Raw genomic sequence first — 25,118 nt, forward strand, 5'->3', positions numbered from 1 at the left:
AAGCGCGCTCATCGATTCCCTTAGACACCGCGGGAGCCGCACCATGCGCATCGCCATCGCCTCCGACCACGCCGCTTACGAGCTCAAGGCCTTGCTTGCCGTCTGGCTGCGCGAGAAGGGCCACGAGGTCGAGGACCTCGGCACCAACGGCCCCGAAAGCGTCGATTATCCCGACTATGGATACAAGCTGGGCGAGGCGATCGCCGACGGCCGCGCGGAACGCGGCGTTGCTCTCTGCGGCTCGGGCATTGGTATTTCGATTTCGGTCAACCGGAACCCCGCCGCACGCTGCGCGCTGGTGTCGGAACCGCTGTCGGCGAAGCTGTCGCGCGAGCATAATGACGCCAACGTCATTGCGATGGGCGCGCGTCTGACCGGCATCGATATGGCAAAGGCCTGCCTCGACGCCTTCCTGACCACCCAATTCGCCGGCGACCGCCACGCGCGCCGCGTCGACAAGCTTTCCAATCCGCCCCAACTGGAGACGAGCCGATGACCACAGAGACCCTCGACAAGCCCATCAAATCGGCCGGCTATTTCACCGACGGCGTCGGCACGGTCGACCCTGCGGTTGCGGCGGCGATGAAGCATGAGCTCGAACGCGAGCAATATCAGATCGAGCTGATCGCGTCGGAGAATATCGTCTCGAAGGCGGTACTCGAAGCGCAAGGCAGCGTGTTCACCAACAAATATGCCGAAGGTTATCCGGGCCGCCGCTATTATCAGGGCTGCGCCCCGTCGGACGAGGTCGAGCAGCTCGCGATCGACCGCGCCAAGCAGCTCTTCGATTGCGGCTTCGCCAACGTCCAGCCGCATTCGGGCGCACAGGCGAACGGCGCCGTGATGCTCGCGCTGACCAAGCCCGGCGCGACGATCCTCGGCATGAGTCTTGACGCCGGCGGCCACCTGACCCACGGCGCGGCGCCCGCGATGTCGGGCAAATGGTTCAACGCGGTGCAATATGGCGTGCGCGCCGACGATCATCTGGTCGATTTCGACCAGGTCGAGGCGCTGGCGAAGGAACATCGCCCGTCCCTCATCATCGCGGGGGGCTCGGCCTATCCGCGCACGCTCGATTTCGCCCGATTCCGCGCCATCGCCGACAATGTGGGCGCGCTGCTGATGGTCGACATGGCGCATTTCGCCGGCCTCGTCGCCGGCGGCGCGCATCCCTCGCCGATGGAACATGCGCATGTCGTTACCACCACGACGCACAAGACGCTGCGCGGTCCGCGCGGTGGCATGATCTTGACCAATGACGAAGCGATCGCCAAGCGGATCAATTCGGCGGTCTTCCCGGGTTTGCAGGGCGGCCCGCTGATGCACGTCATCGCGGCGAAAGCAGTGGCGTTTGGCGAAGCGCTGCGCCCCGAATTCAAGGACTATGCAAAGGCGACGATCGCCAACGCGCAGGCGCTCGCCAACCGCCTCAAAGCGCGCGGCGCCGACGTCGTCGCGGGCGGCACCGACACACATCTCGCGCTGATCGACTTGCGCCCGCTCGGCATCACGGGCCGCGACGCCGACGAGGCGCTCGAACGTAGCGCGATCACCTGCAACAAGAATGGCGTTCCCTTCGACCCGCTTCCCCCGGTCAAGACCAGCGGTATCCGCGTCGGTTCGCCCGCAGGCACGACGCGCGGCTTCGGGATCGCCGAGTTCGAGGAGATCGGCGATATGGTCGCCGACGTGCTCGAAGCGCTGCGCGACAAGGGCGAGCATGGCGACGCCGACGTCGAAGCGAACGTCCGCGGCCGCGTGCGCGCGCTGTGCGAGCGCTTTCCCATCTATCAGGGATAAAGCTATGGCGCGGCAGCACCCCGAGGAACCGACGCTGGTTGAAGTCACCATCGAAGAGGTCAAGGCGATGGGCAAGCAGGGGATGGCGCATCCCTCGACCCGCCCGGTGCTGATCGGCGGCGGCATCGGGGCTGCGGTCGGGTTGCTGCTCGACGCGATCAGCTGGCCGGTCGGCCTGTTCGGCGGCGCGCTGATCGCGCTCCTCATGCGGGTGAAACGCTAGCCCATGCGCTGCCCCTATTGCGGACATGAAGACAGCCAGGTGAAGGACAGCCGTCCGACCGAGGATGGCGCCGCGATTCGCCGCCGGCGCCAGTGCGAGGATTGCGGCGCGCGCTTCACGACCTTCGAGCGCATCCAGCTGCGCGAAGTCGCGGTGCTCAAGACGGGCGGGACGCGTGAGCCCTTCGACCGCGAAAAATTGATGCGCAGCGTCCAGATCGCGTGCCGCAAGCGCCCGATCGACGGCGCGCGGATCGAGCGGCTGGTGTCGGGCATCCAGCGCCAGCTCGAAACCTCGGGCGATAACGAAGTCCAGGCGCAGCAAATCGGCGCGATGGTGATGGAAGCACTCAAGGGCTTCGACAATGTCGCCTATATCCGATTTGCCAGCGTCTATCGCGATTTCACCGAAGCCAAGGATTTCGAGGAATTTGCCTCGACAATCACCGAGGCCGCGCGGCCGAGCAAATGACCGCGGCATCCCCGCCCCCCGTCATCGTTCTGGTCCGTCCGCAGCTTGGTGAAAATATCGGCAAGGCGGCGCGTGCGATGCTCAATTTCGGGCTGACCGAACTCCGTCTCGTCGCCCCGCGCGACGGCTGGCCAAACCCCGACGCGGGTCCGGCGGCGTCGGGCGCCGATATCGTGCTGGCGGACGCGCGCGTGTTCGACACGCTCGCCGACGCCGTCGCCGACTGCACGACTATCTATGCGACAACCGTGCGCAAGCGCGGCGTGACCAAGCCGGTTTTGACGCCCGAGGCCGCGGCGCGCGAAGTTCATGCGAGCGCCGGCCGCTCGGTCTATGTTTTCGGCGCCGAACGGTCGGGGCTGGATACCGACGATGTCGCGCTGGCGCACAAGATCGTGACGGTGCCGATCAATCCTCAATTCGCCTCGCTAAACCTCGCTCAGGCGGTGATCCTGCTCGCCTATGAATGGTCGAAGCTCGTTCCGAGCGGGGTCGATGGGGGTGTGACGCTGGCCAGCCCGCCCACGGTCGAGCTCGATCCGCCCGCGCCGCACGGCGAACTTGAAGGCCTGATCGACCATCTCGTTCGCGATCTCGACACCGCGGGCTATTTCTTTCCGCCCGACCGCCGGACGATGACGCTTCGCACGCTGCGCACCGCGCTGACCAAGACAGGTTGGTCCTACAATGATATCCGGATGATGCGCGGCATCATAACCGCGCTCGGACGGACTCCGAGATCGCGATAGGCGAGCGCTCAGCCGGCGGCGCGCAACCGGTCCCAGCGGACGGTTTCATAGGCGATCGATTGTTCGACCAGCTCGTTCCACACCGCGCGCACTCGATCGGGCTCCAGCCCGGCGGCGGCGGCTTCGCGGCCAACATTGTCGAGCACCTCGGCCTTGCGGGCCTCGTCGCGGACCGCGGTCCGCTCGGCCTTGATACGCGCCGCCGCGTCCATATAGCCAAAGCGGCGGACGAGCAGTGCGACGAGCTCGCGGTCGACCTGATCGACCCCGGCGCGCACTTCGGTCATGGTTTCGCACTGTTCGGGAAGTTTGGCGGACGTCATGCGCGCTGCCTTTAACGGCTTTTTCCATTCTGTCGAGCCGCGGCTGGCGCGCTTGACTTTCTCCGCATCGCCGTCTAACCGCGCGCCTTCGCAATGGACCCCGCACCCCGGTGAAGCGGCGGTCGCATATGGCATCTCGTCCATATGGTGCGACCCGGGACCCGCCGAAATCCTTCGGCACACAGCAAATTGGAGACGACATATGTCGAAGCGCCAGAGCGCCAAGTATAAACTCGACCGCCGGATGGGCGAAAACATCTGGGGTCGCCCGAAGAGCCCGGTCAACCGCCGCGAATATGGCCCCGGCCAGCACGGCCAGCGCCGCAAGGGCAAGATGTCGGACTTCGGCATCCAGCTCCGCGCGAAGCAGAAGCTGAAGGGCTATTACGGCGACATCACCGAAAAGCAGTTCAAGAAGAACTATTTCGAAGCGTCGCGCATGAAGGGCGACACCGGCCAGAACCTGATTGGCCTGCTCGAGCGCCGCCTCGACGCGGTCGTGTATCGTTCGAAGTTCACCCCGACGATCTTCTCGGCACGCCAGCTTGTCAGCCACGGCCACGTCTATGTGAACGGCGTGAAGTGCAACGTCGCGAGCCGCCTTGTGAAGCCGGGCGACGAAATCACTCTCGGCAAGAAGGCGCAGGAAATGGCGCTGGTCGCCGAAGCGCAGAGCCTGCCCGAGCGCGACCTGCCCGAATATCTGGCGGTCGACGGCACCAAGACGACCTATGTCCGCGTGCCCACGCTCGACGAAGTGCCCTATCCGGTGAAGATGGAACCGAATCTGGTCGTCGAATTCTATTCGCGCTGATCCGGCGGCTCACCCGCACGAAATCAAAGGGGCGGTCCGGCGACGGGCCGCCCCTTTTGTTTCAAGGTCAGGCCCCTAGTGCGGCAGGAAGGCCGATATCTTGCGGAGCATGTCGGCGCGTGCATCGCCTTCTTCCAGCGAATGGGCCAGTTCGGGATATTCGATCAATTCGACGCGCTTCCCCTTGCCCTCCAGCGCGCGGCGCATCGTGCGCGACTGGGCGACATCGACATTCTGGTCGTATGTCCCGTGGAACATCAGCACCGGCACCTCGATCGCACCGGCGTTTTGCGCGGGCGATCCCTCCCGGACATGCGGGCCCGCGCCGATGAATTTGGCGCTGATCCGGCTGGCGCCCTCGCGCGAAGCTTCGTCCTTCAACTGCGCGAGGTCGGTGACGGGGGCGATGGCGACGATGGCCTTGAACAGGTCAGGCGCCAGGACGCCCGATTGCAGCGCGGCATAGCCGCCATAGGACCAGCCGACGATCGACAATTTGGCCGGATCGACGCCCTGCCCCGACACCAGCCAGCGCCCCCCGTCGGCGATATCGCCGACTGCCGTTTTCCACGACTGAAAACCGTTGTTCTGGTACCACTGGTCGCCATATCCCGACGATCCGCGGTAATTGGGCTGCAGCACGGCATAGCCGCTTTGCGCGAAATATTGCGCCAGCCAGTCGAAGCCCCATTCGTCGCGCGCTGACGGCCCGCCGTGCGGCATCACGATGGCGGGCAATCCCTTCGCATCCTCGCGGCCCGGCGGCAGCGTCAGATACCCCGGTACCATCGTGCCGTCGGTCGCAGGATAGGTGATCGGTTTTACCGGCGACAACGTCGTTTCCGCGAGCTGGACGCGCGCGGACAGCAGCGGACGCAGTTCCTTCGCTTCGGGTGTATAGAGATAATAGGTGCCGGGATCGGTGTCGGATTCGGCGCGGATCAGGTAGCGGCCCTCGTCTGCCGAGGCATCGACGATTACAACCTGCTTGCCGCCGAGCGCCTTTGACAGGGCGCCGGTCATCCGTGCCAGCGGGGCATCGGTCATCACCGCCTCGCGCTGGTCGGTCGCATAGGAGACGCCGACGATGCGGCCGTTCCGGCCGATGCGTATGATATCGTCTACATCGACTTCTGGATGCGCGAAGACGGTGGTTGTCGCCCCACTCCCGTCGAGCGCCATTGCGACGACCGCCTTGCGGCCATCGATCTTTTGGAACCCGAACACGCGGTTCGTTCCGGCATCGATCGCCGCCGGCTCGAATCCATCTTCGGCGATGATATCGGTTTGCGCCAGAGGCCGCCACGATCCGCCGTCCTTGGGACGAAAAAAGAAACGGATCACCGGATCGAGCTGCCCGGTGCTGCTCAAAACGCCCTGCGTCGCCATGATCCGCACATTGCCATGGCCGTCCGACAGATAGGCGATCGCGTCGCGGTTGGGCGCTTCGACGCGGCGGGCGGTTGCTTTCACCGTATCGACCCGATCGACGCCCAGCCCCTCCCCGCTTTCGGCGATGCGCGTATTCATCGTGTTTTCTGGGACATAGCTTCGCGTCATCAACAGCGAGCCATTGTCGGTCGATGACCAGTCGATGACGCTGCCGCCGCGCAAATCGGCATAGAGCGACCGGTGGCTACGGCCTTTGCTGAGCAGGCGGACATTCCCGCCGACGGCGTCGAGCGCGACGATATTGCTCGCCCCCATGACCTCCCCTGCGACCTCGTCGCGAACGAAGGTCTGGCAGGCAAGGCGCTCATTGGTCACCCAGCCGCACCAGCTCAGATTGCCGCCATCACCCCCGTCGCTCGTCAGGATACTGCGCGGTGCAGCGCCCTCGACGGTATCGACGACATAGAGGTTTCGGGTCCGGCCTTTCCCCTGCCCGACGAACGCCAGATGATGACCATCGGGCGAGAGGCTGACATCTAAAATCGATTCCAGAGCACCGAATCGCGCCGCATTGTCCACTTCCTGCGCGCCGGCCGGCGCATTTGCCGACAAAGCCGCCGCCAAGGCCGCGACCGAGAGGCCGCGTCCCGCCCATTTCGTCCAAATCATTATAATCCCCCGTCAGTTTCCGGCGGCAGACTGGCAAAAAGGGAAAGATTATCAAGCATTTTTCAGACGATATTGGCGACATTTGGGCGGGCTGGCCCAATCGTCACTCGCCTTGCATCGGGGCGCTGCGGCTGGCAAAAGCCCGCGGTCGAATACGAAAAACCGAGGAATTTCCATGCTTCGTTTCCCCCGATCGACCGCAGCCTTTGCGGTTCTCCTCACCGTTGCCGCGTGCAATGCCTCCGACAAGACGGTGACGTCGGCCGTCGCCATCCCCGACGTCGAAATCCCCGAACTGTCGCTCGCTACGCTTCAGGAGGTGACCAAGGAACTCTCGTCGGACGCTTATGAGGGCCGCGCTCCCGGGACCGCAGGCGAGGAAAAGACCGTCGCCTATATCATCAAGAAATATGAGGAAGCGGGGCTGAAGCCCGGGAACAACGGCAAGTGGACGCAGGACGTGCCGCTGGTCGAGATCACCGCGAAGAATGCGACGCCCCTCACTTTCACCGGCGGCAAGACGCCGGTCACCGCGCAATATGCGAAAGACTATGTGGCATTCAGCTATCGCGTGCAGCCGAAGACCGAGGTCAAGGACAGCGACGTCGTCTTCGTCGGTTACGGCATCAACGCTCCCGAAAAGGGCTGGAACGACTATGCCGGGCTCGATGTGAAGGGCAAGACCGTCGTCGTCCTCGTCAACGACCCCGACTGGCAGACCAAGGAAGCCAAGGGCGAATTCAACGGCCGCGCGATGACCTATTATGGCCGCTGGTCGTACAAATATGAGGAAGCCGCGCGGCAGGGCGCCGCCGCCGTGCTGATCGTCCACGACACCGAACCCGCGGCCTATGGCTGGAACGTGGTTGAAAACAGCAACACCGGCACGCAATATCTGGCCGAGAGCAAGGACGGCGGCGCCAAGGAAACCGTCGCCAACGGCTGGATCCAGCTCGCCAAGGCCAAGGAACTCTTCGCGAGCGCGGGACAGGATTTCGACAAGCTGCGCGAAGCCGCGAAGGCGAAAGGCTTCAAGCCCGTCCCGCTGACGGGCGTGAAGGCGAATTTCGGCTTCGACAATGACATCTCGAAGAAGATGTCACGCAACGTGATCGGCGTCCTGCCGGGCGCGAAGCGTCCCGACGAATATGTCCTCTACACCGGTCACTGGGACCATCTTGGTCGCTGCACGCCGGTCGATGGCGACGATATCTGCAATGGCGCGGTCGACAATGCGAGCGGCATCGCGGGCCTCGTGACGCTGGCCCAGGCCTTTCAGAAGGCCGGCGCGCCCGACCGCAGCATCGTCTTCCTTGCCGTCACCGCCGAGGAATCGGGGCTGCTCGGCTCGAAATATTATGCCGAAAACCCGGTCTTCCCGCTCGCGCAGACGGTCGGCGGCGTAAACATGGACGCCCTCAATGCCATCGGCCCGGCGAAAGACATTGTGGTCGTCGGCGGCGGCAAGTCGGAACTCGACGCCTATGTCGAAAAGCTCGCCAAAATGGAGGGCCGCACGGTCAAGGCCGAGCCGACCCCCGAAAAAGGCTTTTATTACCGTTCGGATCATTTCAGCTTCGCCAAGCTCGGCGTGCCGATGTTCAACTTCGGCAGCGGCGACGAGCTGGTCGAGGGCGGTGTCGAAGCCGGCAAGAAAGCGGCCGAAGATTATGAGAAGAACCGCTATCACGCGCCGGGCGACGAGTATGAGGCGATCACCAACTGGGGCGGCATGATGTCGGACCTGCGCCTCTATTACGCCGCAGGCCGCATGCTCGCTATGACCGACGCGTGGCCGAACTGGGTCGAGGGCGACGAATTCCGCGCCGCCCGCGACAAGTCGCGCGCCGCGGTAAAATAAGGCTTCGTCATTGCGAGCGGAGCGAAGCAATTCAGGGTGGTTTTGAGCCGCTCTGGATTGCCGCGTCGCTTCGCTCCTCGCAATGACGACAAAGGACGAGTGCTGATGACTCTTCGCATGCCCGCCGAATGGGCGCCCCACGACGCCGTCTGGATCGGCTTTCCGCACATGGTGGACGAATGGTCGGGCCAGATCGACGTGGCGCGCCGCGATGTCGCGGCCTTTGCCAATGCGGTCCACGACGGCGGACGTGGTGAGACAGTGCATCTTCTCGTTCGCGACCATGACAATGCCGATATCGCCGAGGCGCTCGTCGACGAGGGCGTGCAGTTGTTCGTCGCCCCCTTCGGCGATATCTGGCTGCGCGACACGGGTCCGATCATCGTCGGCACCCATGCCCAGCGCGAGGCGCGCAATTTTGAATTCAACTGGTGGGGTAACAAGTTCGTAATGCCCGGCGACCGTGAGGTCGGGGCGATCCTGGCCGCGCAAGCGAACCTGCCGACGCAGCACCTCGACTGGGTACTCGAAGGCGGCGGGATCGACGTCGACGGCACGGGCCTTTGCGTTACGACCGAGGAATGCCTGCTCAACAGCAACCGCAACCCGACGCTGACGCGGGAAGATATCGCGGTGCGCCTGCATGAGTCGCTCGGCATCGACCGCATATTGTGGCTCGGCAACGGGCTCGTCGGGGACCATACCGACGGCCATGTGGACAATCTGGCGCGCTTTGTGGGCGAAGGCCGGCTGGCGCTGCCCGTCGCGGCGGGCGAGGACGATCCCAACGCGCATGTCTATGCCGACGCACGGGCGCGGACGGCGGCGTTCGGCGGCATCGAGATCGTCGACCTGCCCTCGCCCGGCCGCGTGGAGATCGGCGGCGAGATCGCCGCGGCGAGCTATATGAACTTCTACATCGGCAATACGACGGTCGTCGTCCCGACCTATGGCGTCGCGAACGATCAAGCCGCGGTCGATGCCCTCGCGGCACTTTTCCCCAATCGCCGCGCGGTCGGCGTGCCGGCCCGCGGGATCATCGTCGGCGGCGGCAGCTTCCATTGCTCGAGCCAGCAGCTTCCAGCCTAGCATCGGGGCCGAAGCGCCCTATATTTCGTCCCGACTCCCGCTTACCGGATAGGCCATGACCCGTACCATCACCGTCGCCGCGCTGCAGCTTCCCCTGCCCGGCCCTGTTCAGCCCAATATCGAGGCCGTTTCGGCGCTTGTAGAGGAAGCGGCCACCAAGGGCGCGCGGCTAATCCTGCCCCCCGAACTCTTCGAAGGCCCCTATTTCTGCCAGGTCGAGGAAGAAGAGCTTTTCGCCAACGCCCGTCCGACCGCCGAGCATCCGAGCGTCGTGGCGATGCAGGCGCTCGCCGCCAAGCTGAAGGTCGCGATCCCGACAAGCTTTTTCGAAAAGGACGGCCCCCATTATTATAACACGCTCGCGATGATCGGCCCCGACGGGGCGATCATGGGGACGTACCGCAAGAGCCACATTCCCGACGGCCCCGGTTACGAGGAAAAATATTATTTCCGGCCCGGCAACACCGGCTTCAAGGTATGGGATGTTTTCGGCACGCGGATCGGCGTCGGGGTGTGTTGGGACCAATGGTATCCCGAATGCGCGCGCGCGATGGCGCTGATGGGCGCCGAACTGCTCCTTTACCCGACCGCGATCGGCAGCGAGCCTTATGACGCCGATCTCGATACCAGCCGCATGTGGCGCCGCGCGATGCACGGCCATGCGGTGTCGAACTGCATGCCGGTGATTGCGGCGAACCGCATCGGCAGCGAGGGCGACGCCAATTTCTATGGTCACAGCTTCATCACCAACGAATGGGGCGACATGACGCAGGCCTTCGGCGCGAGCGAAACCGGCGTGCTGGTCGAAACGATCGACCTCGATCGCGCCGCAAAGCACCGCGCGGGCATGGGCTTCTTCCGCGACCGCCGACCGCAGCTCTACGGGCGGCTCGCCGAGGACGTCTGACGCGACCGGTCAGTCGGCGCCGGCTGCTTTGACGATCAGTTCTGCGACCGCATCAGGCTGCGAAATCATCGACACATGGCTTGCCGGCAATTCGATCGTCGTCGCCCCCATCCGCTTTGCCAAAAAGCGCTGGAGATCGGGGTTGATCGTCCGGTCGTTCGCCGAGACCGCATAAAAGCTCGGCTTTGATCGCCAGGCGGCCTGCGTGACTTGCCCCGTCAGCAGGACGCGGTTGAAGGGCTGCTGGACGGCATAGAGCGACCGCGCCCGTGCCTTGGGCAGGTCGCCCGCGAAATCGCGCATAAAAGCCTGCTCGGCCAGCCATCCCTCGTCGCCATCGTATACGATCCCCACCGAGGCGGGTGGCGCGGGATAGGTCGCGGCCAGCGCACCATAATTCTCATTCGCATCGGGTGCCCGCGCTGCCACATAGACGAGCGCCGACACCTTCGGATGCAGCCCCGCCTGGGTTACGATCATGCCGCCAAAGCTGTGTCCGACCAGTACGGTCGGCCCGTCCTGCCGTGCAAGGACCCGCTCGACGGCCGCCACGGATTCCGCCAGCGTCGTCAGCGGATTCTGGACGGACGTCACGTTCAGGCCCCGGGCTTGCAGGCGAACGATAACGTCGATCCAGCAAGATCCGTCGGCAAAGAGGCCGTGCACGAGCACGATATTGCGCGCACCGGCGCCCGCGGCCATCGTCCGCGTCGCGCCCGCGATCAACGGGATCGCGGCCACACCGGCAAGCGCGGCCGAAAACCGGCGACGGTCCAACAGACGCTGACTCATGCAAAAACTCCCTGAAATCGACTTCACTATCGACCATCAGCTTCGGGCAGGATAACCGATCGGTTACACCGGCACCATCGCACTGCCGGACCACTGCATTGGGGCGAGCAGAATGGATATTCCCGAGGATATTTTCACCGAACCGGAAGACGTCGATCCCGAAACGCTCGCCAACCTGGGTCCGCTCGCACGCCTCGCGGGCGTCTGGGAGGGACAGCGCGGCGTCGATATCAATCCCAAGGCGGAAGGCCCTGAAACGCGCCAATATTACGAGCGGATCGAAATGCAGCCGATCGACCCGCAGGCGAACGGCCCGCAGCTCTTCTACGGCTTGCGCTACCATGTCCACATCAACACGCGCGAAGAAGATATCACCTTTCACGACCAGGTCGGCTACTGGCTTTATGAAGCAACGACAGGCCTGATCCTGCAGACGCTGGCGATCCCGCGCGGACAGATCGCGATCGCGGCCGGCCATGCCGCGCCCGACGCGAAACGGCTCGTCGTGAAAGCGGAGCGCGGCCAAACCGAATATGGCATCTGCTCGACGACGTTCCTCGACCTCGCCTTCCGTACCGACAGCTATGAACTCGCGGTCGATTTCCACGACGATGGATCGTGGAGCTATGTCTCGGACACGATGCTGATGGTGAAGGGCCGCAACGAATTGTTCCGGCACCGCGACCGCAACCGGCTGACCAAGACCGCCGAACCCGACCTCAACCCCTGGGCCAAGATCGTCCGCGGCGCCGCCTGAGCCTCAGCTTTCGAAGCGGTGGATACTCTCGAGGTCGGTGCGATCGAGCGGCTGGGTGAGCCAGAGGCCGCCGCGCCCGGCGCGCGACCAGCGCACGATGGCGCGGCGCTTGACCTCGCCCGCCAGGATCAGGTCCAGCTCCTTGCCGACCTCCAGATGGCCGTCATGGATGAAACCGGCGCCATTTTGCGACAGGTCGACGAGTTCGATCTCGCTTGAGCCGTCGTCGGTCACGGCCTGCGCGCGCGTATGCACGGGCAGACGCGGCTGGCGATATCCCGTGGCACGCTGCTCGGCCGCCAATTGCTTGAGCACATCAGCAACATCAACTTCCTTGTCGAACGAGACGCCGCATCGTCCCGCATCGGACCAGACGACCTCTCCGCGAATAACGACCGTGTCGGACAGCGCGATCTCAAGCTTCTCCCCGACGGCGATGGGCACGTCAGCAGCAAGCATCATGCCGCGGTCGGAAATATTGCGAACGCGCCACAAGCCGGCATCGCCGTTGCGCAGAACCTTGGCGATGCGCCACACCGTACGATAGCGGTCTCCGCCGCGGCGATCGCCGCCGGCGGCACCGCCCTGCTCCTCTGCCGGATCGGAGAAGAGACGTTGATTCATGGCCATCACCTTATCCCGACAGCGTCAGATGGAAACAGTAAGTTCCTATCAATACTGCAAAACACTCAAAATGCGCAGAATGATAATATCGGAAATTTGATTATTATTCAATTACATTGCCAATCATAGTTAATGGAATTCAATATCGCCGTTTCGCGCGAAGCCGGTCGATCGCTTGACCAAGCGGATAATTTCGCATTTTGCATAATTTACGGTGCGCAAGCGCCCGGATTAAGTGCCGATGTGAAAACAATCGCGGCCACGCGGATCGGCGCGCTTACTAGCCGCGCATCGGGTCGATCGAATTAGAAGGAATTGGTGCCCCTGGCCGGACTCGAACCAGCACTCCTTGCGGAACTCGATTTTGAGTCGAGCGCGTCTACCAATTTCACCACAGGGGCCCAAGACAGCTTGGCGCGCCGGAACGCGCGGCGCTTCCCCTAGGGCGAAGCGCCATATCTTGCCAAGCTATTTCTTGAGTTCTTTCGCGAGCGTTTTGGCTGTTGCCTTGCCATAGGGCGGTTTGAAGCCGGCAAGTCCCGCGACGTCAAGCTTGGGCTGGCGATAGACCGCGCGCGCATGGCTGAAGGTGCGGAAGCCGTCGACGCCATGATAATTGCCCATGCCCGACGGCCCGACCCCGCCGAAGGGCAGGTCCTCCATCGCATTGTGGAACAGCACGTCGTTGACCGTGACCCCGCCCGAGATCGTCCGGGTGAGCACGCGCTCTTCCTCGCTCTTGTCCTGCCCGAAATAATAGAGGCCGAGCGGCCGGTCGTTCGCGTTCACATAGTCGATCGCCTCGTCGATCGTCTTATAGGTTTTGACCGGCAGCACGGGCCCAAAGATTTCCTCTTGCATCACCTTCATGTCGTCGGTCGGATTGCGGACGATATGGAGCGGCATCTTATGGCCGTTGGCGCTCGCGAAATCCTCACCGCCCGGATTGACCTCGATCACCTCGGCACCCTTCTCGCGCGCGTCGGCAAGGTAGGATTGCAGCCGATCGTAGTTCCGCCCGTTGACCACCGACGTATAATCGTCATTCGCAAGCAGCGTCGGATAGAGCGCTGCCGCGCCTTTGGTCACACTGTCGATCACCTCGCCTTCCTGGTCCTCGGCAACGAGCAGATAGTCGGGCGCGAGGCATATCTGCCCCGCATTCATCATCTTGCCGAGCGCTACCCGCTGCCCGACGAGGTCCTTGTTGGCGCTGCGTCCGATGAAGGTGGGCGACTTGCCGCCAAGCTCGAGCGTGACGGGGACGAGATTATCGGCCGCGGCGCGCATGATATGCCGGCCCACACTTGTCGCGCCGGTGAAGATCATATGGTCGAAGGCGAGCTTCGAGAAAGCGATGCCCACTTCGGCATCGCCGGTGAACACCGCCATTTCGCTCTCGTCGAAATAATCGGGAACGAGCCGTGCCATCAGCGCCGACACATTTTCGGTGAATTCGCTGGGCTTGATCATCGCCCGGTTGCCCGCGGCAAGGATGCCCGCCATCGGAACGAATACCATGCCGACGGGGAAGTTCCACGGTGCGACGACCCCGACGACGCCCTTCGGCTGATAGACGACCTCGGCCTTCGCGCCGAGCAGCCCGAGCGGGAAAGTGGGCTTCCGCTTCTCGCCCTTCGACCAGGCAGCCATATGCTTTTTTGCATGCTTCAAGGCACTGACCGACGGCATGATGTCGGTCATCAGCGTCTGTTCACGGCTGCGATGGCCGAAATCCTCGCTCACCGCCTTCGCAAATTCCTCGGCATTATCGACAAGCAAGGCAATCGCACGGTCGATGCGATCGGTGCGGACGGCGAGGCTTTCGGGCATCGCGGCGGTGAAGCTCGCCTTTTGCGCGGCGAGCACTTCGTGCATGCGCGCCGTTTCGCCGGCTAGATCCTGCTTGATCGCGGTGGCCATGACCCGTCTCCCCCTTTTGGATTTGTCGCATTTCACCATGCCGCGCGGTTAGTTGCAAGTTGAAACCCGCGTCCGCGGCAACTCCGCCTTGGGTGACGATCGCTAACGCGGCCTTGCGGCCTTGCGCAGAATGTTTTGAAGCTTTCCGCCCGACTCTATACGGGCCTTCTTCCACCGCCTCGTGCTCGGCTTCTGCGCCCAGCCGTCTGCATGAAGGCAGATCGCCAGGATTTTGAATTACGATGAATTATCGCCATTCCTTCCATGCGGGCAATAGCGCCGATGTCGTAAAGCATGGCCTCCTGATCTCCCTCGTGCGCGCCTTGCAGCTCAAAGAGGGCGCGCTGACCCTGATCGACACCCATGCCGGTTGCGGGCTCTACGACCTCGGCGGCGAGGAGGCGCAACGCACCGGCGAGGCGACACAGGGCGTGCTGCGCGCCTTTGCCGACACCAATCCCTTGTTGGACGACTACCGCGCCGCCGTGCAGGCGGTGAATGCCGGGGCCGAGCCGCGCCTCTACCCCGGCTCGCCGCAGGTTCTGGCGCCGCTTCTGCGTCCGCAGGATGTCCTGATCCTGAATGAGAAGCATCCCGATGATGCCTACACGCTGCGCGGCGTGATGCGCGGCACAACGGCCGCGGTGCATCAGCGCGACGCCTACGAGCTTTGGCTGGCGCTGCTGCCGACGCGCACTTCGCGCGGCGTCGTGGTGGTCGATCCACCCTATGAGCAGACCGACGAACGCGCGCGCATCACGTCCACTCTTGCCGCTGCGCACCGCAAATGGGCGCATGGGGTGACGGTGATCTGGTATCCGCTGAAGGACCGCGAGACGCATATGCGGTGGAAGCAGCAGTTGCGGAAACTCGGCATCCCGAAGTTTCTGGTGGTCGAGCATTGGCTGTATGATCGCGATCAGCCCGGCATCTATAACGGCGCGGGCCTTTTCATCGTCAACCCGCCTTATGCCTTCACGCAGGCGTTGCCACCGCTGCTGGAAGCCATGCGGGCCGCGCTGGCGCCGGAGGGGCATCGGGGACAGATGATCTGCGATTGGTTGGACGGTTAAAAACGGCCCTCGCCTTCGTCGCCCTCCGCGAAACCCCTCCACGAAAAACCGCTTTCCTAATATATTTCGCTATGCTTCAAGATGGCGGATGAACGGCGACCCTCCCGCTCCGGCCCGCGACTCCACCGCCGATTGCTACGGAGCGGCAAGGCCGACGGGTTCGTCATTGGGCTGAACTTTGCTGAACTTTGATGCGGCGCCGCGGGGTTGGACCGCCCTTTCCCCCGGCAAACCGGGGGTGGGAGATCGCCCCCTTTCGCAGTTGCAGCATTTGGGCTAATCGGGCCGCCGATCCAGTTTTCCCCTACGGAGTCTTTTGCCATGACCGCCACCGATCCCGTCGTCTTCCTCTCCTACGCCCGCACCCCGATGGGCGGCATGCAGGGCGCCTTGTCGGACGCGAGCGCGACCGACCTTGGCGCGACCGCGGTGAAGGCGGCGGTCGAGCGCGCGGGCGTGTCGGGCGACGATATCGAGCGTATCTATATGGGCTGTGTGCTCCCTGCCGGGCTGGGCCAGGCGCCGGCGCGCCAGGCCGCGATCAAGGCGGGCCTGCCCAAGTCGGTGCAGGCGACGACCGTGAACAAGGTGTGCGGTTCGGGCATGCAGACGGTCATCATGGGCGCCGAAGCGCTCGCCGCGGGCAGCATCGACCTCGTGGTCGCAGGCGGCATGGAATCGATGACCAACGCGCCCTATTTGCTCAAGAAGCATCGCTCGGGCGCGCGCATCGGGCACGACACCGCTTATGACCATATGTTCCTCGACGGTCTCGAAGACGCCTATGAGGCGGGCCGCGCGATGGGTACCTTTGCGCAGGATACCGCCGACGCCTATCAGCTCAGCCGCCAGTCGCAGGATGATTATACGCTCGAATCGCTGAGCCGCGCCAAGGCGGCGATCGCCGACGGCGCCTTTGCCGCCGAAATTGCGCCGGTCACGATTTCGGGCCGCAAGGGCGACGTGATCGTCGACACCGACGAAGCCCCCGGCAAGGCGATGCCCGACAAGATCCCGACCTTGAAGCCCGCCTTTGCCAAGGACGGCACGATCACCGCCGCGACCAGCAGCTCGATCTCCGACGGCGCCGCCGCGGTGGTGTTGACGCGCCAGTCGGTCGCCGAGGCGAAGGGCGCCAAGCCCGTCGCGCGCCTCGTCGCGCATGCCGCGCACGCGCAGGAACCCAAGGACTTCACCGTCGCCCCCGTCGGCGCGATCAACAAATTGCTCGCCAAGACCGGCTGGTCGATCGGCGACGTCGACCTGTTCGAAGTCAACGAAGCCTTTGCCTGCGTCGCGATGTTCGCGATGCACGACCTCGGCATCCCGCACGACAAGATCAACGTCCACGGCGGTGCCACCGCGCTGGGCCATCCGATCGGCGCCAGCGGCACCCGCATCATTACCACGCTGATCGCGGCGCTGCAGCGCCACGGCAAGACGCGCGGCATTGCCAGCCTGTGCATCGGCGGCGGCGAAGCGACGGCGGTGGCGGTCGAACTCGTCTGATTTCCATTCCTCGACGAAGGTTCCGGGGCGTCGTCGCAAGACGGCGCCCTTTCGTCGTTAGGATGCGACAGTTTGCGACACTAATGGCCTGAAAATAAACGGCGCATTCCGACTCCGTTCAAATCGAATCGCCTATCCCGTCATCAGTCATCGGGCAGATCCCCCTCCCCCTGACGGATTGAAAGGAATGGCAAGATGAAGAAGACCAAATTTCTCGCCGCCGGCCTGATCGCCGCGATGATGGTTCCGGCCGTCGCGCAGGCCCAGACCCGCGATATCCGCGAAGACCGCCGCGACGTTCGCGAGGAACGCCGCGAATATCGCGACGCAGTGCGCTATGGAGACCGCGGCGACGTCCGCGAGGAACGCCGCGAGTATCGCGACGCCAAGCGCGACCTGCGCGACAGCAAGCGCGACTGGCGCCGCGACACGCGCTACCAGAATTATCGCGCTCCCTTCCGCTACCAGCAGTTCCGCGTCGGCGCGACGCTCCGTTCGAACTATTATGCCCCGGCCTATCGTCCGGCCTGGGACAGCCGCTGGGGCGTGCCGCGGGCGGGTCGCAACCTGACCTATGTCCGGCACTATAACGACCTTTTGCTCGTCAATATGCGCAGCGGCAAGGTCGTGCGGGTTTACCGCAACCATTTCCGGTGGCGCTAACCGCTAGCGACAGAAGGGGCCGGACGAGCGATCGTCCGGCCCTTTTATTGGGGCGCTGGATGACAGCTCTGGGTGTTTAGCAGACGTCAGCTCTCAACTCGAAACGGATGCTTCGGATTGTCAGCAACGAACTTTGCCACGTCGCGCAACCGCTCGGGGTATGGTTCAGCCTTACGCCAGCCAGTGTTAGGGAAAAATCGAAACCCCGCCCGCCACAGTGTCTCAACCTTTTTCCACTGCTCGCCGTCTGTCTTCTTTGGGGCTTTGAATGCTCGGCCCATCCAGTTGACTGGCTTCCCGCATTGTGGACAAATTGCAGAGCTTTCCTCGGACAGCTTCCATGATTTTCGACAATCAAAGCAAGCGTGAGCTACGAGCAATTCCGGTCCACGGTGATAAGGCGGAACTTGAGGACCGGTGATGACCCTATTGCCGATCGCCTTGCGCAACTCCATGCGTTCGGATTTGGTCGGGGCGGGGTTCATTTCTCAGACCATGCCGAAATCTTTTGGTGTCCGCAATCGGTCGTTTCCCGCCGCCGATCGTGGGCCGTCAATCGCCCCAGATATGGTCGGTCTGGATCCAGCCCTTGCGGCCCTTGACGTCGAACAGGCACCAGCCGTTCCTACAATCGCTGATCCGTCCGACGACGCCGGGTTCGGCGCGATAAGCGATTGCCGCAGAGACGCTCGCATCCTCACGCATCGGACGGATTTCCCCGGTGACGATCGCGGTGCGGGTCCGGCTCAAGAGGCGCGCGGCCATCCAACCCTGCGCCCCGTCGGGATCTTCGACCTTGCGCCAGTTTTCGTGGCGCGCGATCACCTTTACGGGCAAATCCTTTCGCCGATACTCCCACATTACCGGCACGTCGGGCGACGGCCCCTTGCGCATCCGAGCCTTATCGACGCTGATCGACGCCCAATAAGGCACTTCGACGTCGGGTTGGGATTGCGCGGCGGCCGGTCCCACACTGGCCATCAGCACGGCGGCGGCGAATATATGGCGGCTGGTCATCGCTTTGCCTTGTCAAACTCATATCCGCATTTCAACCGCTCACCGCGCAAAAGGCTGCGTTCATCCCCAGCCTTTTCATTGCCCCCGCTCTTGACCGCCGCCCCGCGCCGCGCTCTATCGACCGCCATGCCCGATTCCAACCGCCCGAAACGCCCGCGCGTCATTGTCTCCAGGCAGTTGATGCCGCACGTCGAAGCACGCATGGCCGAGCTTTTCGATGTTGCGCTGTCCGCGCACGATCACGCCTTTACGCGCGACGAATTAAAGGCAGCGGTTGCCGATTGCGACGTATTCGTGCCGACGGTGACCGACGAGATTGACGCCGAGGTCATCGCCGCAGCGGGCGACCGGCTGAAGCTGATCGCCAATTTCGGGGCGGGCGTCGACCATATTGACCTCGCCGCCGCGCGCGCCAAGGGCATCATGGTGTCGAACACGCCGGGGGTCTTTACCGAAGATACCGCCGACATGACGATGGCGCTGATCCTCAGCGTGCCGCGCCGGCTGGCCGAGGGCGAGAAGCTGATGCGGTCGGGCCAATGGGCCGGCTGGGCACCCAGCGCGATGCTGGGCCACCGCGTCGGCGGAAAATTGCTGGGCATCATCGGCATGGGGCGCATCGGCCTGGCGGTCGCGCGGCGCGCGCGCGCGTTCGGCCTGTCGATCCATTACCACAACCGCCGGCGCCTGCCCGAAACCATCGAGGAAGAGCTGGGCGCGAGCTATCATGCCAGCGTCGACACGCTGCTCCGCATCAGCGACGTCGTGACAATCCATTGCCCGCACACCAGCGAAACGCACGAAATGGTCAACGCCGCGCGCATCGGCGCGATGAAGCCGACCGCCTATCTCATCAACACCGCGCGCGGCGAGATCGTCGATGAAAAGGCGATGATCGCGGCGCTCCAGACCGGCCGCATCGCGGGCGCCGGGCTCGACGTCTATACGCACGAGCCCGCGGTCGATCCGGCGCTGCTCGCGCTCCAGAATGTGGTGCTGCTCCCGCACCTCGGTTCGGCGACGATCGAAGGCCGCGAAGCCTCGGGCGAAAAGGTCATCGCCAATATCCGCGCCTGGTGCGACGGGCACAGGCCGCCCGATCAGGTGCTGGAAGGGTGGGCGTAAGGCCTGCCGCTAAGGTCGGTTTATTACAACTCTAGATTGCTTCGTCGCTGCGCTCCTCGCAATGACAAGCTCAATAAAACTCCGTCATTGCGAGCGCAGCGAAGCAATCCAGAGCGTGACAAGCCGCTCTGGATTGCTTCGCTGCGCTCGCAAGGACGAAGCGTCGTTCAATCCCCCGTCAGGATTCGGTCGACCAGCTGCTTCACCGTCGGCGTGAAATTATTGGAATAAAAGGGATCGGTCTTGAAATTGAACGCAGCGTGGCCCGCGAACATCAGATTCTGTTCGACGTCGCCGCCGTGCGCGATGTCCTGCAGCGTTTTCTGGATGCAGAAGCTGCGCGGATCGGCGAGATAGCCGGTGGTGTAATCGTCATGGTCCTTCCACGATGAAAAACCGCAATGCGACAGACAGCCCATGCAATCGGTCTGGTCCTTGCGGATCATCGCCTTGTCGGCCTCGGTCACGAACACCACCGTATTGTCGGGGGTCTTGAGCGCCTCGGTATAGCCTTCGGCGAACCAGTCGCGCGCGCGCGCGCGGTCGTGCGGGGTGACCCAGAAATTCTTGCCCTTCACCCCGACGTCGAGCTGGACGATATGATCGCCCGCTTCCTGCTTCGAATAGGGGATCTGGCGTTCCGAACGCGCCTCGAGATCGCGCAGGAACGGATTGCGCACCGCGCTGGAATAGAATCCGGTCGGCGAAAAGCGGTGGAGCAGCACGTCGCCGTCGTCGAGCGTGCGGAGGCGGTCCTTCCACTGCTGCGGGATCGGGCTTTCCTCAGTGAGCAGAGGTCGCGTGCCGTACTGAAACGCAATCTGGCCGAGTTCGGCATTGTCGATCCAGTTTTCCCAATCGCGCAAATACCAGACGCCGCCGGCCATCACGATCGGCACGTCGTCGGCGATTCCCTCCGCGCGCATCGTTTCGCGCACCGCTGCGACGCGCGGATAGGGATCCTGCGGCACCAGCGGATCTTCGGCATTGGACAGGCCGTTGTGCCCGCCGGCGAGCCAGGGATCTTCATACACCACCGCGCCGAGCAGGTGTGGAACCTTGCTGTAAGCCCGCTTCCACAATGCGCGAAAAGCGCGCGCCGAACTGATGATGGGCAGGTAGAGGACATTATGCCGCGCGGCGATTTCGCTCAACTTATACGGCATGCCCGCTCCGCAGGTGACGCCCGCAACCAAGCCCTTGGTCCGCTCGAGTACGCCTTCGAGGATCTGCTGCGCGCCGCCCATTTCCCACAGCACGTTGATGTTGATCGCGCCCTTGCCGCCCGACACGTCATAGGCGCGCTTAACTTGCGCGACCGCGCCCTCGATCCCGTACTGAATCAATTCCTCGTGCCGCTCCCGGCGTGTCAGCGCACGATAGATTTGCGGGATCATCTTGCCTTCGGCGTCGTAGCTGTCGGCGTTGACCGCCGACACGGTGCCGATGCCGCCTGCCGCGGCCCAAGCGCCGCTCGACATATGGTTGGTCGCCGACACGCCCTTGCCGCCTTCGACCAGCGGCCAGACCTCACGCCCGCCATAAAGGATGGGCTTCAAACCTTTGAACACTCTAAACCTTCTCTCTCTCCGCCGATCCGCGCTTGCGAACCGGCCCCCGTTTGCGTTTGCGTAAGCGGAAATCGGCCCGACTTGTCAATCAAAGCCGAGTGAGCGTCCCTGTGAAAACGTCATAACCTTCCATCGCGCGAGCATAGAGCTTTTGGTAGGCCGCGACCATCCCAGATTCGTCGAAGTGTTCGGCGGCGATCCGCCGATTTTCCTCGCCGACGGCCGTGCGCAGCGCGCCATCGGCTGCCATGCGCGCGAGCGCGGCGCGAAACCCCGCCTCGTCATCGGCAATGAAGGTCCGGTTCGCGTCGGAGACCATCGCAGCCACATCACCGACTGCCGGGCTGACCACGGGCAGACCCGCCGCCATCGCCTCGATCACCGCGATCGGCGCCTGTTCGCTGAGCGACGACAGCGCGAGCAGGTCGAAATGCCCGATCCAGCGCGCCGGTTCGGGCATGAACCCGGCCAGAACGACGCGATCCGCGATCCCGCATCGCGCCGCCTCCGCCTCGATTGCGCCGCGTTCGGGCCCTTCGCCGACGATAACCAGTCGCACAGGGTCCGGCACCGACGCCACCGCACGCACCAGCCGCGGCAAATCCTTCACGCGTCGCAGCCCCGCCACTGTCCCGATGACCACTTCGCCCGGCCGCCGCTCGAAACCGGGAATCGCGACGGCAGGCGACCTCGCATAAGCGGCGACGTCGATCCCGTTCCGGATCAGTTCGACGCGCGCGCCAAGCTTCCATTCGTCGGTGGCGATGCGCGCGAGCAAGGCCGACGGGACGACCACCGCGCCAGCAGACGCCAGCGCACAACGCCGAAACAGATTACGCTTCCAGTTACGCTTGACGCTTTCATCTTCGTTGAACCCATCCTCGTGATGGACCAGATTGGGCGGCAGAAAATGCGACCAGCGGCGCCAATAGATGCGGTGCGCCATCGCCCCGTCCATCGCGCCCCAATTATAGCTCAGCACCAGGTCGAAATTGAGCATGTAACGCGCAAGCGCCTCGTACCGGCGCGGCGATGGCCGACCGGCGAGCGGCGGGGCGTCGACCGGAAAGCGCACGTCGATTCCGGGATCGATCGCGTCGCGGGCGCCGAACGCATCGGGGACCGCCGACAGGATCGTGTGCTGCGCGCGATCCTGCATCAGGTTCATCAGCCGCACCGCGCGTGCTTCCTTCCCACCCAGCGAAAAGCTCGAGTGCAAATGAAGGATACGAACCGGATGCTCGCGTACCACCATGTCGCCGTATCCGGTCATGCAGATGGCAGGCTGGCGACCCACGCATCGATGGCCGCGCGCGCTTCGGGCTCGTCCATCGTCGGCGCATGGCCGACCCCCGGCACTTCGACGAGCCGCGCGTGCGTCAGTTCAGCGACCATTTTCTCGCCCGCTGCACGCGCGAGAATGTCGGACAGCGCGCCGCGCAGGATCAGCAACGGAACGTCGCCCAGCGCGCGATAGGCCGGCCACAGGTCGACTCCCGCATCGCCGCCGTTCGGCACGCGCAGTGGCGCCGCGATCTGCTTGTCATAGTCGGTGACGATCCGCCCCTCGGCGGTCAGCCGGTGCGTCCGCTTGGTAAGCCGCAGCCAGTCGTGGATTCCATAGCCCGGATAAATGGCTGCGTTGAGTTCGGAGAAGGCCCGCGCGGCGTGCATCCATGTCGGCTGGCTGCCCCCCGCGCCGATATAGTCGCGGATCCGCTCCAGCCCCGCAGTCTCCAATTCGGGCCCGACATCGTTCAGCACCGCACCGGTTAGCCGCCCCGGCAATGTCGCCGCCATCAGCATCGAAACCAGCCCGCCGAGAGACGTCCCAATCGTGGCGAAACGTTCGATGCCCAATTCGTCGAGCAGCGCCACGACATCCTGCACATATGTCAGCGGCACATATGTCATCGGATCCTTGGCAAAAGCGCTCTCGCCGCGACCGCGAAACTCGACCACAATCGTCTTGCGATATTGCGCAAGGTGCGGGGCCAACAGCTCGAAATCGCGGGCGTTGCGCGCAAGGCCGGGCATGCACAGGATCGGCGGCGCCTGCGCGGCCGCTTCGGGGCCCGCATAGACGCGCGCATGCAGCCGGACGCCGTCGGGCGACCACCAATAATGGTCCGACCAATCGCGGCGGCTTTCCTGTTTCGCCAATATGGCACGTCCCCTTGCGTCAAGGCCTGTCCCGTCCCGGCGCGCCGGGCTCGTTCCCCATTCTATCGCGAACCATGAGGCATGGTGCAAGCGATCCGTCGCATGTTCGCGGCGCAGGTTGCCCCTGCCCGTTTTCACCGATAAGACGCGGGCGACCATGAGCGAGTCCTTGATTTCCTTCGAACCCGCGACCGGCGAAGAGCTGTGGCGCGGTCCGGTCAGCGACGTCGATGCGGAGGTCGAGATCGCTCGCCGCGCATGGCCCGAATGGGCGTCGAAGCCCGTCGCTTTCCGTACGGAAACGCTGCGGCGTTTCGTCGATCGGGTAAAAGCCGAAGCCGAAGCCTTCGCCGACCTGATCGCGCGCGAAACGGGAAAGCCGCTTTGGGAAGCGCGCACCGAGGTCGAATCGGTCTGCAACAAGGTCAATATCTCGGTCACCGCCTATGCCGAGCGCACGCCCAACCGCCGCATCGAAGGCGCGATGGGGCTGCGCAACGCGGTGCGCCACAAGCCGCACGGCACGCTTGCCGTCCTCGGCCCCTATAATTTTCCGGCGCATCTTCCCAACGGGCACATTGTGCCGGCTTTGATCGCGGGCAATTCGGTGATCTTCAAGCCGTCGGAAAAGACCCCGGCGGTCGGCGCGAAGCTCGTCGAACTCTTCCATAGCGCAGGCGTGCCGCAAGAGGTGCTACGCCTCGTCGTGGGTGGCCCCGACACGGGCAAGGCACTCGCGGGGCACGAAGGCATCGACGGGCTGCTGTTCACTGGCTCGGCGCGCACCGGGCTCGCACTCAACCGCCAGTTCGCCGGTCAGCCGGGCAAGATGCTCGCGCTCGAAATGGGCGGCAACAATCCGATCATCGTGTGGGACACCGCCGACATTCGCACCGCGGCGATCCTCGTCGTCCAGTCGGCGTTTCTCAGCGCCGGGCAACGATGCAGCAACGCGCGGCGACTGATCGTCAGGGACAGTCTTGCCGACCGGCTGATCGACGAGGTCCGCGACCTTGCGAACCGGCTGATCGTCGATCATCCGCACGCCGATCCGGCCCCCTATATGGGGCCGGTGATCGACAATGAGGCCGCTGACGGCCTGACCGAAAGCTTTCTGGTCCTGATGTCGAACGGTGGCAAGGTGATCCGCCACATGACGCGCCCGATCGCCGGGCGCCCCTTTCTGACGCCCGGGATCATCGATGTCACCGAAATGCCCGAGCGGCCCGATATCGAACTGTTCGGCCCGCTGCTCCAAGTGATCCGTGTCGGCAGTTTCGAGGCGGCGATCGCCGAAGCGAACAACACCGCCTTCGGCCTTTCCGCATCACTGATCGGCGGGACGCCGCAGCTTTACGACCAGTTCTGGGCCAACGCCCGCGCCGGGGTGATCAACTGGAACCGCCCGACCAACGGCGCCTCGTCCGCCGCGCCGTTCGGCGGAATCGGCCTGTCGGGCAACCACCGGCCGAGCGCCTTTTACGCTGCCGATTACTGCGCCTATCCGGTTGCCAGCAGCGAAAGCGACGCGATGCGCGCGTCGATCGGCGTGGGGCTGCGCGATCCCGAAGGATCGCAGCTGGTGACGAAGAAGTATCTCTGA

At 64.0% G+C, this 25,118-nt stretch carries 26 protein-coding genes and 1 tRNA gene; 16 read left to right on the plus strand and 11 right to left on the minus strand.

The annotated features are described in order from the left end of the window. Window positions 1-43 precede the first annotated feature (43 nt). From rpiB to ATE71_RS13020, 5 genes are read left to right on the plus strand one after another with little or no spacing between them, the layout of a single operon-like run. Window positions 44-496, plus strand: coding sequence for a ribose 5-phosphate isomerase B (rpiB, locus tag ATE71_RS13000; protein WP_058803734.1), 453 nt, complete (start codon window positions 44-46; stop codon window positions 494-496). Beyond that, entirely contained in the window at window positions 493-1,800 is a 1,308-nt protein-coding gene (gene glyA / locus ATE71_RS13005; RefSeq protein ID WP_058803735.1) for a serine hydroxymethyltransferase, read from the plus strand. Before rpiB ends, glyA begins: the two co-directional genes overlap by 4 nt. 4 nt (window positions 1,801-1,804) lie before the next feature. Continuing rightward, a complete protein-coding gene (locus ATE71_RS13010) occupies window positions 1,805-2,023 on the plus strand; it encodes a hypothetical protein (protein ID WP_058803736.1) in 219 nt (72 codons plus the stop codon). Window positions 2,024-2,026: 3 nt separating this feature from the next. Continuing rightward, entirely contained in the window at window positions 2,027-2,494 is a 468-nt protein-coding gene (nrdR, locus tag ATE71_RS13015; protein WP_058803737.1) for a transcriptional regulator NrdR, read from the plus strand. Beyond that, entirely contained in the window at window positions 2,491-3,243 is a 753-nt protein-coding gene (locus tag ATE71_RS13020) for an RNA methyltransferase (RefSeq protein WP_058803738.1), read from the plus strand. The genes nrdR and ATE71_RS13020 overlap by 4 nt, the downstream gene beginning before the upstream one ends. 8 nt (window positions 3,244-3,251) lie before the next feature. On the opposite strand, the gene ATE71_RS13025 is transcribed toward ATE71_RS13020, so the two are convergent. Next, window positions 3,252-3,566 carry a chorismate mutase gene (locus ATE71_RS13025; protein ID WP_058803808.1) on the minus strand — a complete coding sequence of 105 codons (315 nt, stop codon included), beginning with the start codon at window positions 3,564-3,566 and terminating at the stop codon, window positions 3,252-3,254. 202 nt (window positions 3,567-3,768) lie between these two features. Here ATE71_RS13025 and rpsD point away from each other — a divergent pair, with 202 nt between their 5' ends. After that, window positions 3,769-4,380, plus strand: coding sequence for a 30S ribosomal protein S4 (rpsD, locus tag ATE71_RS13030; protein WP_058803739.1), 612 nt, complete (start codon window positions 3,769-3,771; stop codon window positions 4,378-4,380). A 75-nt stretch (window positions 4,381-4,455) separates the two neighbouring features. Here rpsD and ATE71_RS13035 read toward each other — a convergent pair whose 3' ends face one another. Further along, complete coding sequence (locus ATE71_RS13035; RefSeq protein ID WP_082665200.1) at window positions 4,456-6,441, minus strand: alpha/beta hydrolase family protein; 1,986 nt, start codon at window positions 6,439-6,441, stop codon at window positions 4,456-4,458. 175 nt (window positions 6,442-6,616) lie between these two features. Between ATE71_RS13035 and ATE71_RS13040 the strand changes: the two genes are divergently transcribed. The 3 genes from ATE71_RS13040 (at window position 6,617) to aguB (ending at window position 10,298) form a co-directional block, all read left to right on the plus strand. Continuing rightward, window positions 6,617-8,302, plus strand: a complete 1,686-nt coding sequence (locus ATE71_RS13040) for a M28 family metallopeptidase (protein WP_058803740.1) — start codon at window positions 6,617-6,619, stop codon at window positions 8,300-8,302. 105 nt (window positions 8,303-8,407) lie between these two features. Beyond that, entirely contained in the window at window positions 8,408-9,391 is a 984-nt protein-coding gene (locus tag ATE71_RS13045) for an agmatine deiminase family protein (RefSeq protein ID WP_058803741.1), read from the plus strand. Window positions 9,392-9,446: 55 nt separating this feature from the next. Then, on the plus strand, window positions 9,447-10,298 hold the full coding sequence (gene aguB, locus ATE71_RS13050) for an N-carbamoylputrescine amidase (protein ID WP_058803742.1): 852 nt from the start codon (window positions 9,447-9,449) through the stop codon (window positions 10,296-10,298). A 9-nt stretch (window positions 10,299-10,307) separates the two neighbouring features. Here the strand turns inward: aguB and ATE71_RS13055 are convergent, their stop codons facing one another. Continuing rightward, window positions 10,308-11,090: an alpha/beta fold hydrolase gene (locus ATE71_RS13055; RefSeq protein ID WP_058803743.1), complete on the minus strand. Its 783-nt coding sequence runs from the start codon at window positions 11,088-11,090 to the stop codon at window positions 10,308-10,310. 112 nt (window positions 11,091-11,202) lie between these two features. On the opposite strand from ATE71_RS13055, the gene ATE71_RS13060 reads away from it, so the two are divergent. Then, a complete protein-coding gene (locus ATE71_RS13060) occupies window positions 11,203-11,847 on the plus strand; it encodes an FABP family protein (RefSeq protein ID WP_058803744.1) in 645 nt (214 codons plus the stop codon). A gap of 3 nt (window positions 11,848-11,850) precedes the next feature. On the opposite strand, the gene ATE71_RS13065 is transcribed toward ATE71_RS13060, so the two are convergent. Continuing rightward, window positions 11,851-12,471 (minus strand): PilZ domain-containing protein, encoded by a 621-nt coding sequence (locus tag ATE71_RS13065; protein WP_058803811.1) that lies wholly within the window; start codon window positions 12,469-12,471, stop codon window positions 11,851-11,853. A gap of 132 nt (window positions 12,472-12,603) precedes the next feature. Between ATE71_RS13065 and ATE71_RS22905 the strand changes: the two genes are divergently transcribed. Next, a complete protein-coding gene (locus tag ATE71_RS22905) occupies window positions 12,604-12,780 on the plus strand; it encodes a hypothetical protein (protein WP_235588011.1) in 177 nt (58 codons plus the stop codon). A 7-nt stretch (window positions 12,781-12,787) separates the two neighbouring features. Here ATE71_RS22905 and ATE71_RS13070 read toward each other — a convergent pair. Both ATE71_RS13070 and ATE71_RS13075 read right to left on the minus strand, forming a co-directional pair. Beyond that, a tRNA-Leu gene (locus ATE71_RS13070) sits at window positions 12,788-12,872 on the minus strand. Between the two features lie 67 nt (window positions 12,873-12,939). Further along, the gene (locus tag ATE71_RS13075; RefSeq protein ID WP_058803745.1) at window positions 12,940-14,394 is read right to left on the minus strand and encodes a coniferyl aldehyde dehydrogenase; all 1,455 of its coding nucleotides are present in this window, start codon (window positions 14,392-14,394) and stop codon (window positions 12,940-12,942) included. Between the two features lie 242 nt (window positions 14,395-14,636). Here ATE71_RS13075 and ATE71_RS13080 point away from each other — a divergent pair, with 242 nt between their 5' ends. The 3 genes from ATE71_RS13080 to ATE71_RS13090 all read left to right on the plus strand — a co-directional run bounded on the left by ATE71_RS13080 (window position 14,637) and on the right by ATE71_RS13090 (window position 17,639). After that, the gene (locus tag ATE71_RS13080) at window positions 14,637-15,467 is read left to right on the plus strand and encodes a 23S rRNA (adenine(2030)-N(6))-methyltransferase RlmJ (RefSeq protein WP_058803746.1); all 831 of its coding nucleotides are present in this window, start codon (window positions 14,637-14,639) and stop codon (window positions 15,465-15,467) included. 321 nt (window positions 15,468-15,788) lie between these two features. Beyond that, window positions 15,789-16,976 carry an acetyl-CoA C-acyltransferase gene (locus ATE71_RS13085; protein WP_058803747.1) on the plus strand — a complete coding sequence of 396 codons (1,188 nt, stop codon included), beginning with the start codon at window positions 15,789-15,791 and terminating at the stop codon, window positions 16,974-16,976. A 195-nt stretch (window positions 16,977-17,171) separates the two neighbouring features. Next, window positions 17,172-17,639 carry a hypothetical protein gene (locus tag ATE71_RS13090; protein ID WP_058803748.1) on the plus strand — a complete coding sequence of 156 codons (468 nt, stop codon included), beginning with the start codon at window positions 17,172-17,174 and terminating at the stop codon, window positions 17,637-17,639. An 86-nt stretch (window positions 17,640-17,725) separates the two neighbouring features. Here ATE71_RS13090 and ATE71_RS22190 read toward each other — a convergent pair whose 3' ends face one another. Beyond that, on the minus strand, window positions 17,726-18,124 hold the full coding sequence (locus ATE71_RS22190) for a hypothetical protein (protein ID WP_152998775.1): 399 nt from the start codon (window positions 18,122-18,124) through the stop codon (window positions 17,726-17,728). Between the two features lie 67 nt (window positions 18,125-18,191). After that, window positions 18,192-18,656, minus strand: a complete 465-nt coding sequence (locus ATE71_RS13095; RefSeq protein WP_058803749.1) for an SH3 domain-containing protein — start codon at window positions 18,654-18,656, stop codon at window positions 18,192-18,194. Between the two features lie 126 nt (window positions 18,657-18,782). Here ATE71_RS13095 and ATE71_RS13100 point away from each other — a divergent pair, with 126 nt between their 5' ends. Next, window positions 18,783-19,781, plus strand: a complete 999-nt coding sequence (locus tag ATE71_RS13100) for a 2-hydroxyacid dehydrogenase (protein WP_058803750.1) — start codon at window positions 18,783-18,785, stop codon at window positions 19,779-19,781. 167 nt (window positions 19,782-19,948) lie between these two features. On the opposite strand, the gene ATE71_RS13105 is transcribed toward ATE71_RS13100, so the two are convergent. From ATE71_RS13105 to ATE71_RS13115, 3 genes are all read right to left on the minus strand, one after another. Next, entirely contained in the window at window positions 19,949-21,352 is a 1,404-nt protein-coding gene (locus ATE71_RS13105; protein ID WP_058803751.1) for an NAD(P)H-dependent flavin oxidoreductase, read from the minus strand. A gap of 88 nt (window positions 21,353-21,440) precedes the next feature. After that, window positions 21,441-22,625 carry a glycosyltransferase gene (locus ATE71_RS13110; protein ID WP_058803752.1) on the minus strand — a complete coding sequence of 395 codons (1,185 nt, stop codon included), beginning with the start codon at window positions 22,623-22,625 and terminating at the stop codon, window positions 21,441-21,443. Continuing rightward, window positions 22,622-23,515 (minus strand): alpha/beta fold hydrolase, encoded by an 894-nt coding sequence (locus ATE71_RS13115; RefSeq protein ID WP_058803753.1) that lies wholly within the window; start codon window positions 23,513-23,515, stop codon window positions 22,622-22,624. The genes ATE71_RS13110 and ATE71_RS13115 overlap by 4 nt, the downstream gene beginning before the upstream one ends. A 157-nt stretch (window positions 23,516-23,672) precedes the next feature. Between ATE71_RS13115 and astD the strand changes: the two genes are divergently transcribed. Further along, a complete protein-coding gene (gene astD / locus ATE71_RS13120; protein ID WP_058803754.1) occupies window positions 23,673-25,118 on the plus strand; it encodes a succinylglutamate-semialdehyde dehydrogenase in 1,446 nt (481 codons plus the stop codon).

This window comes from Sphingopyxis sp. H115, assembly GCF_001468465.1.
Lineage (GTDB): Bacteria > Pseudomonadota > Alphaproteobacteria > Sphingomonadales > Sphingomonadaceae > Sphingopyxis.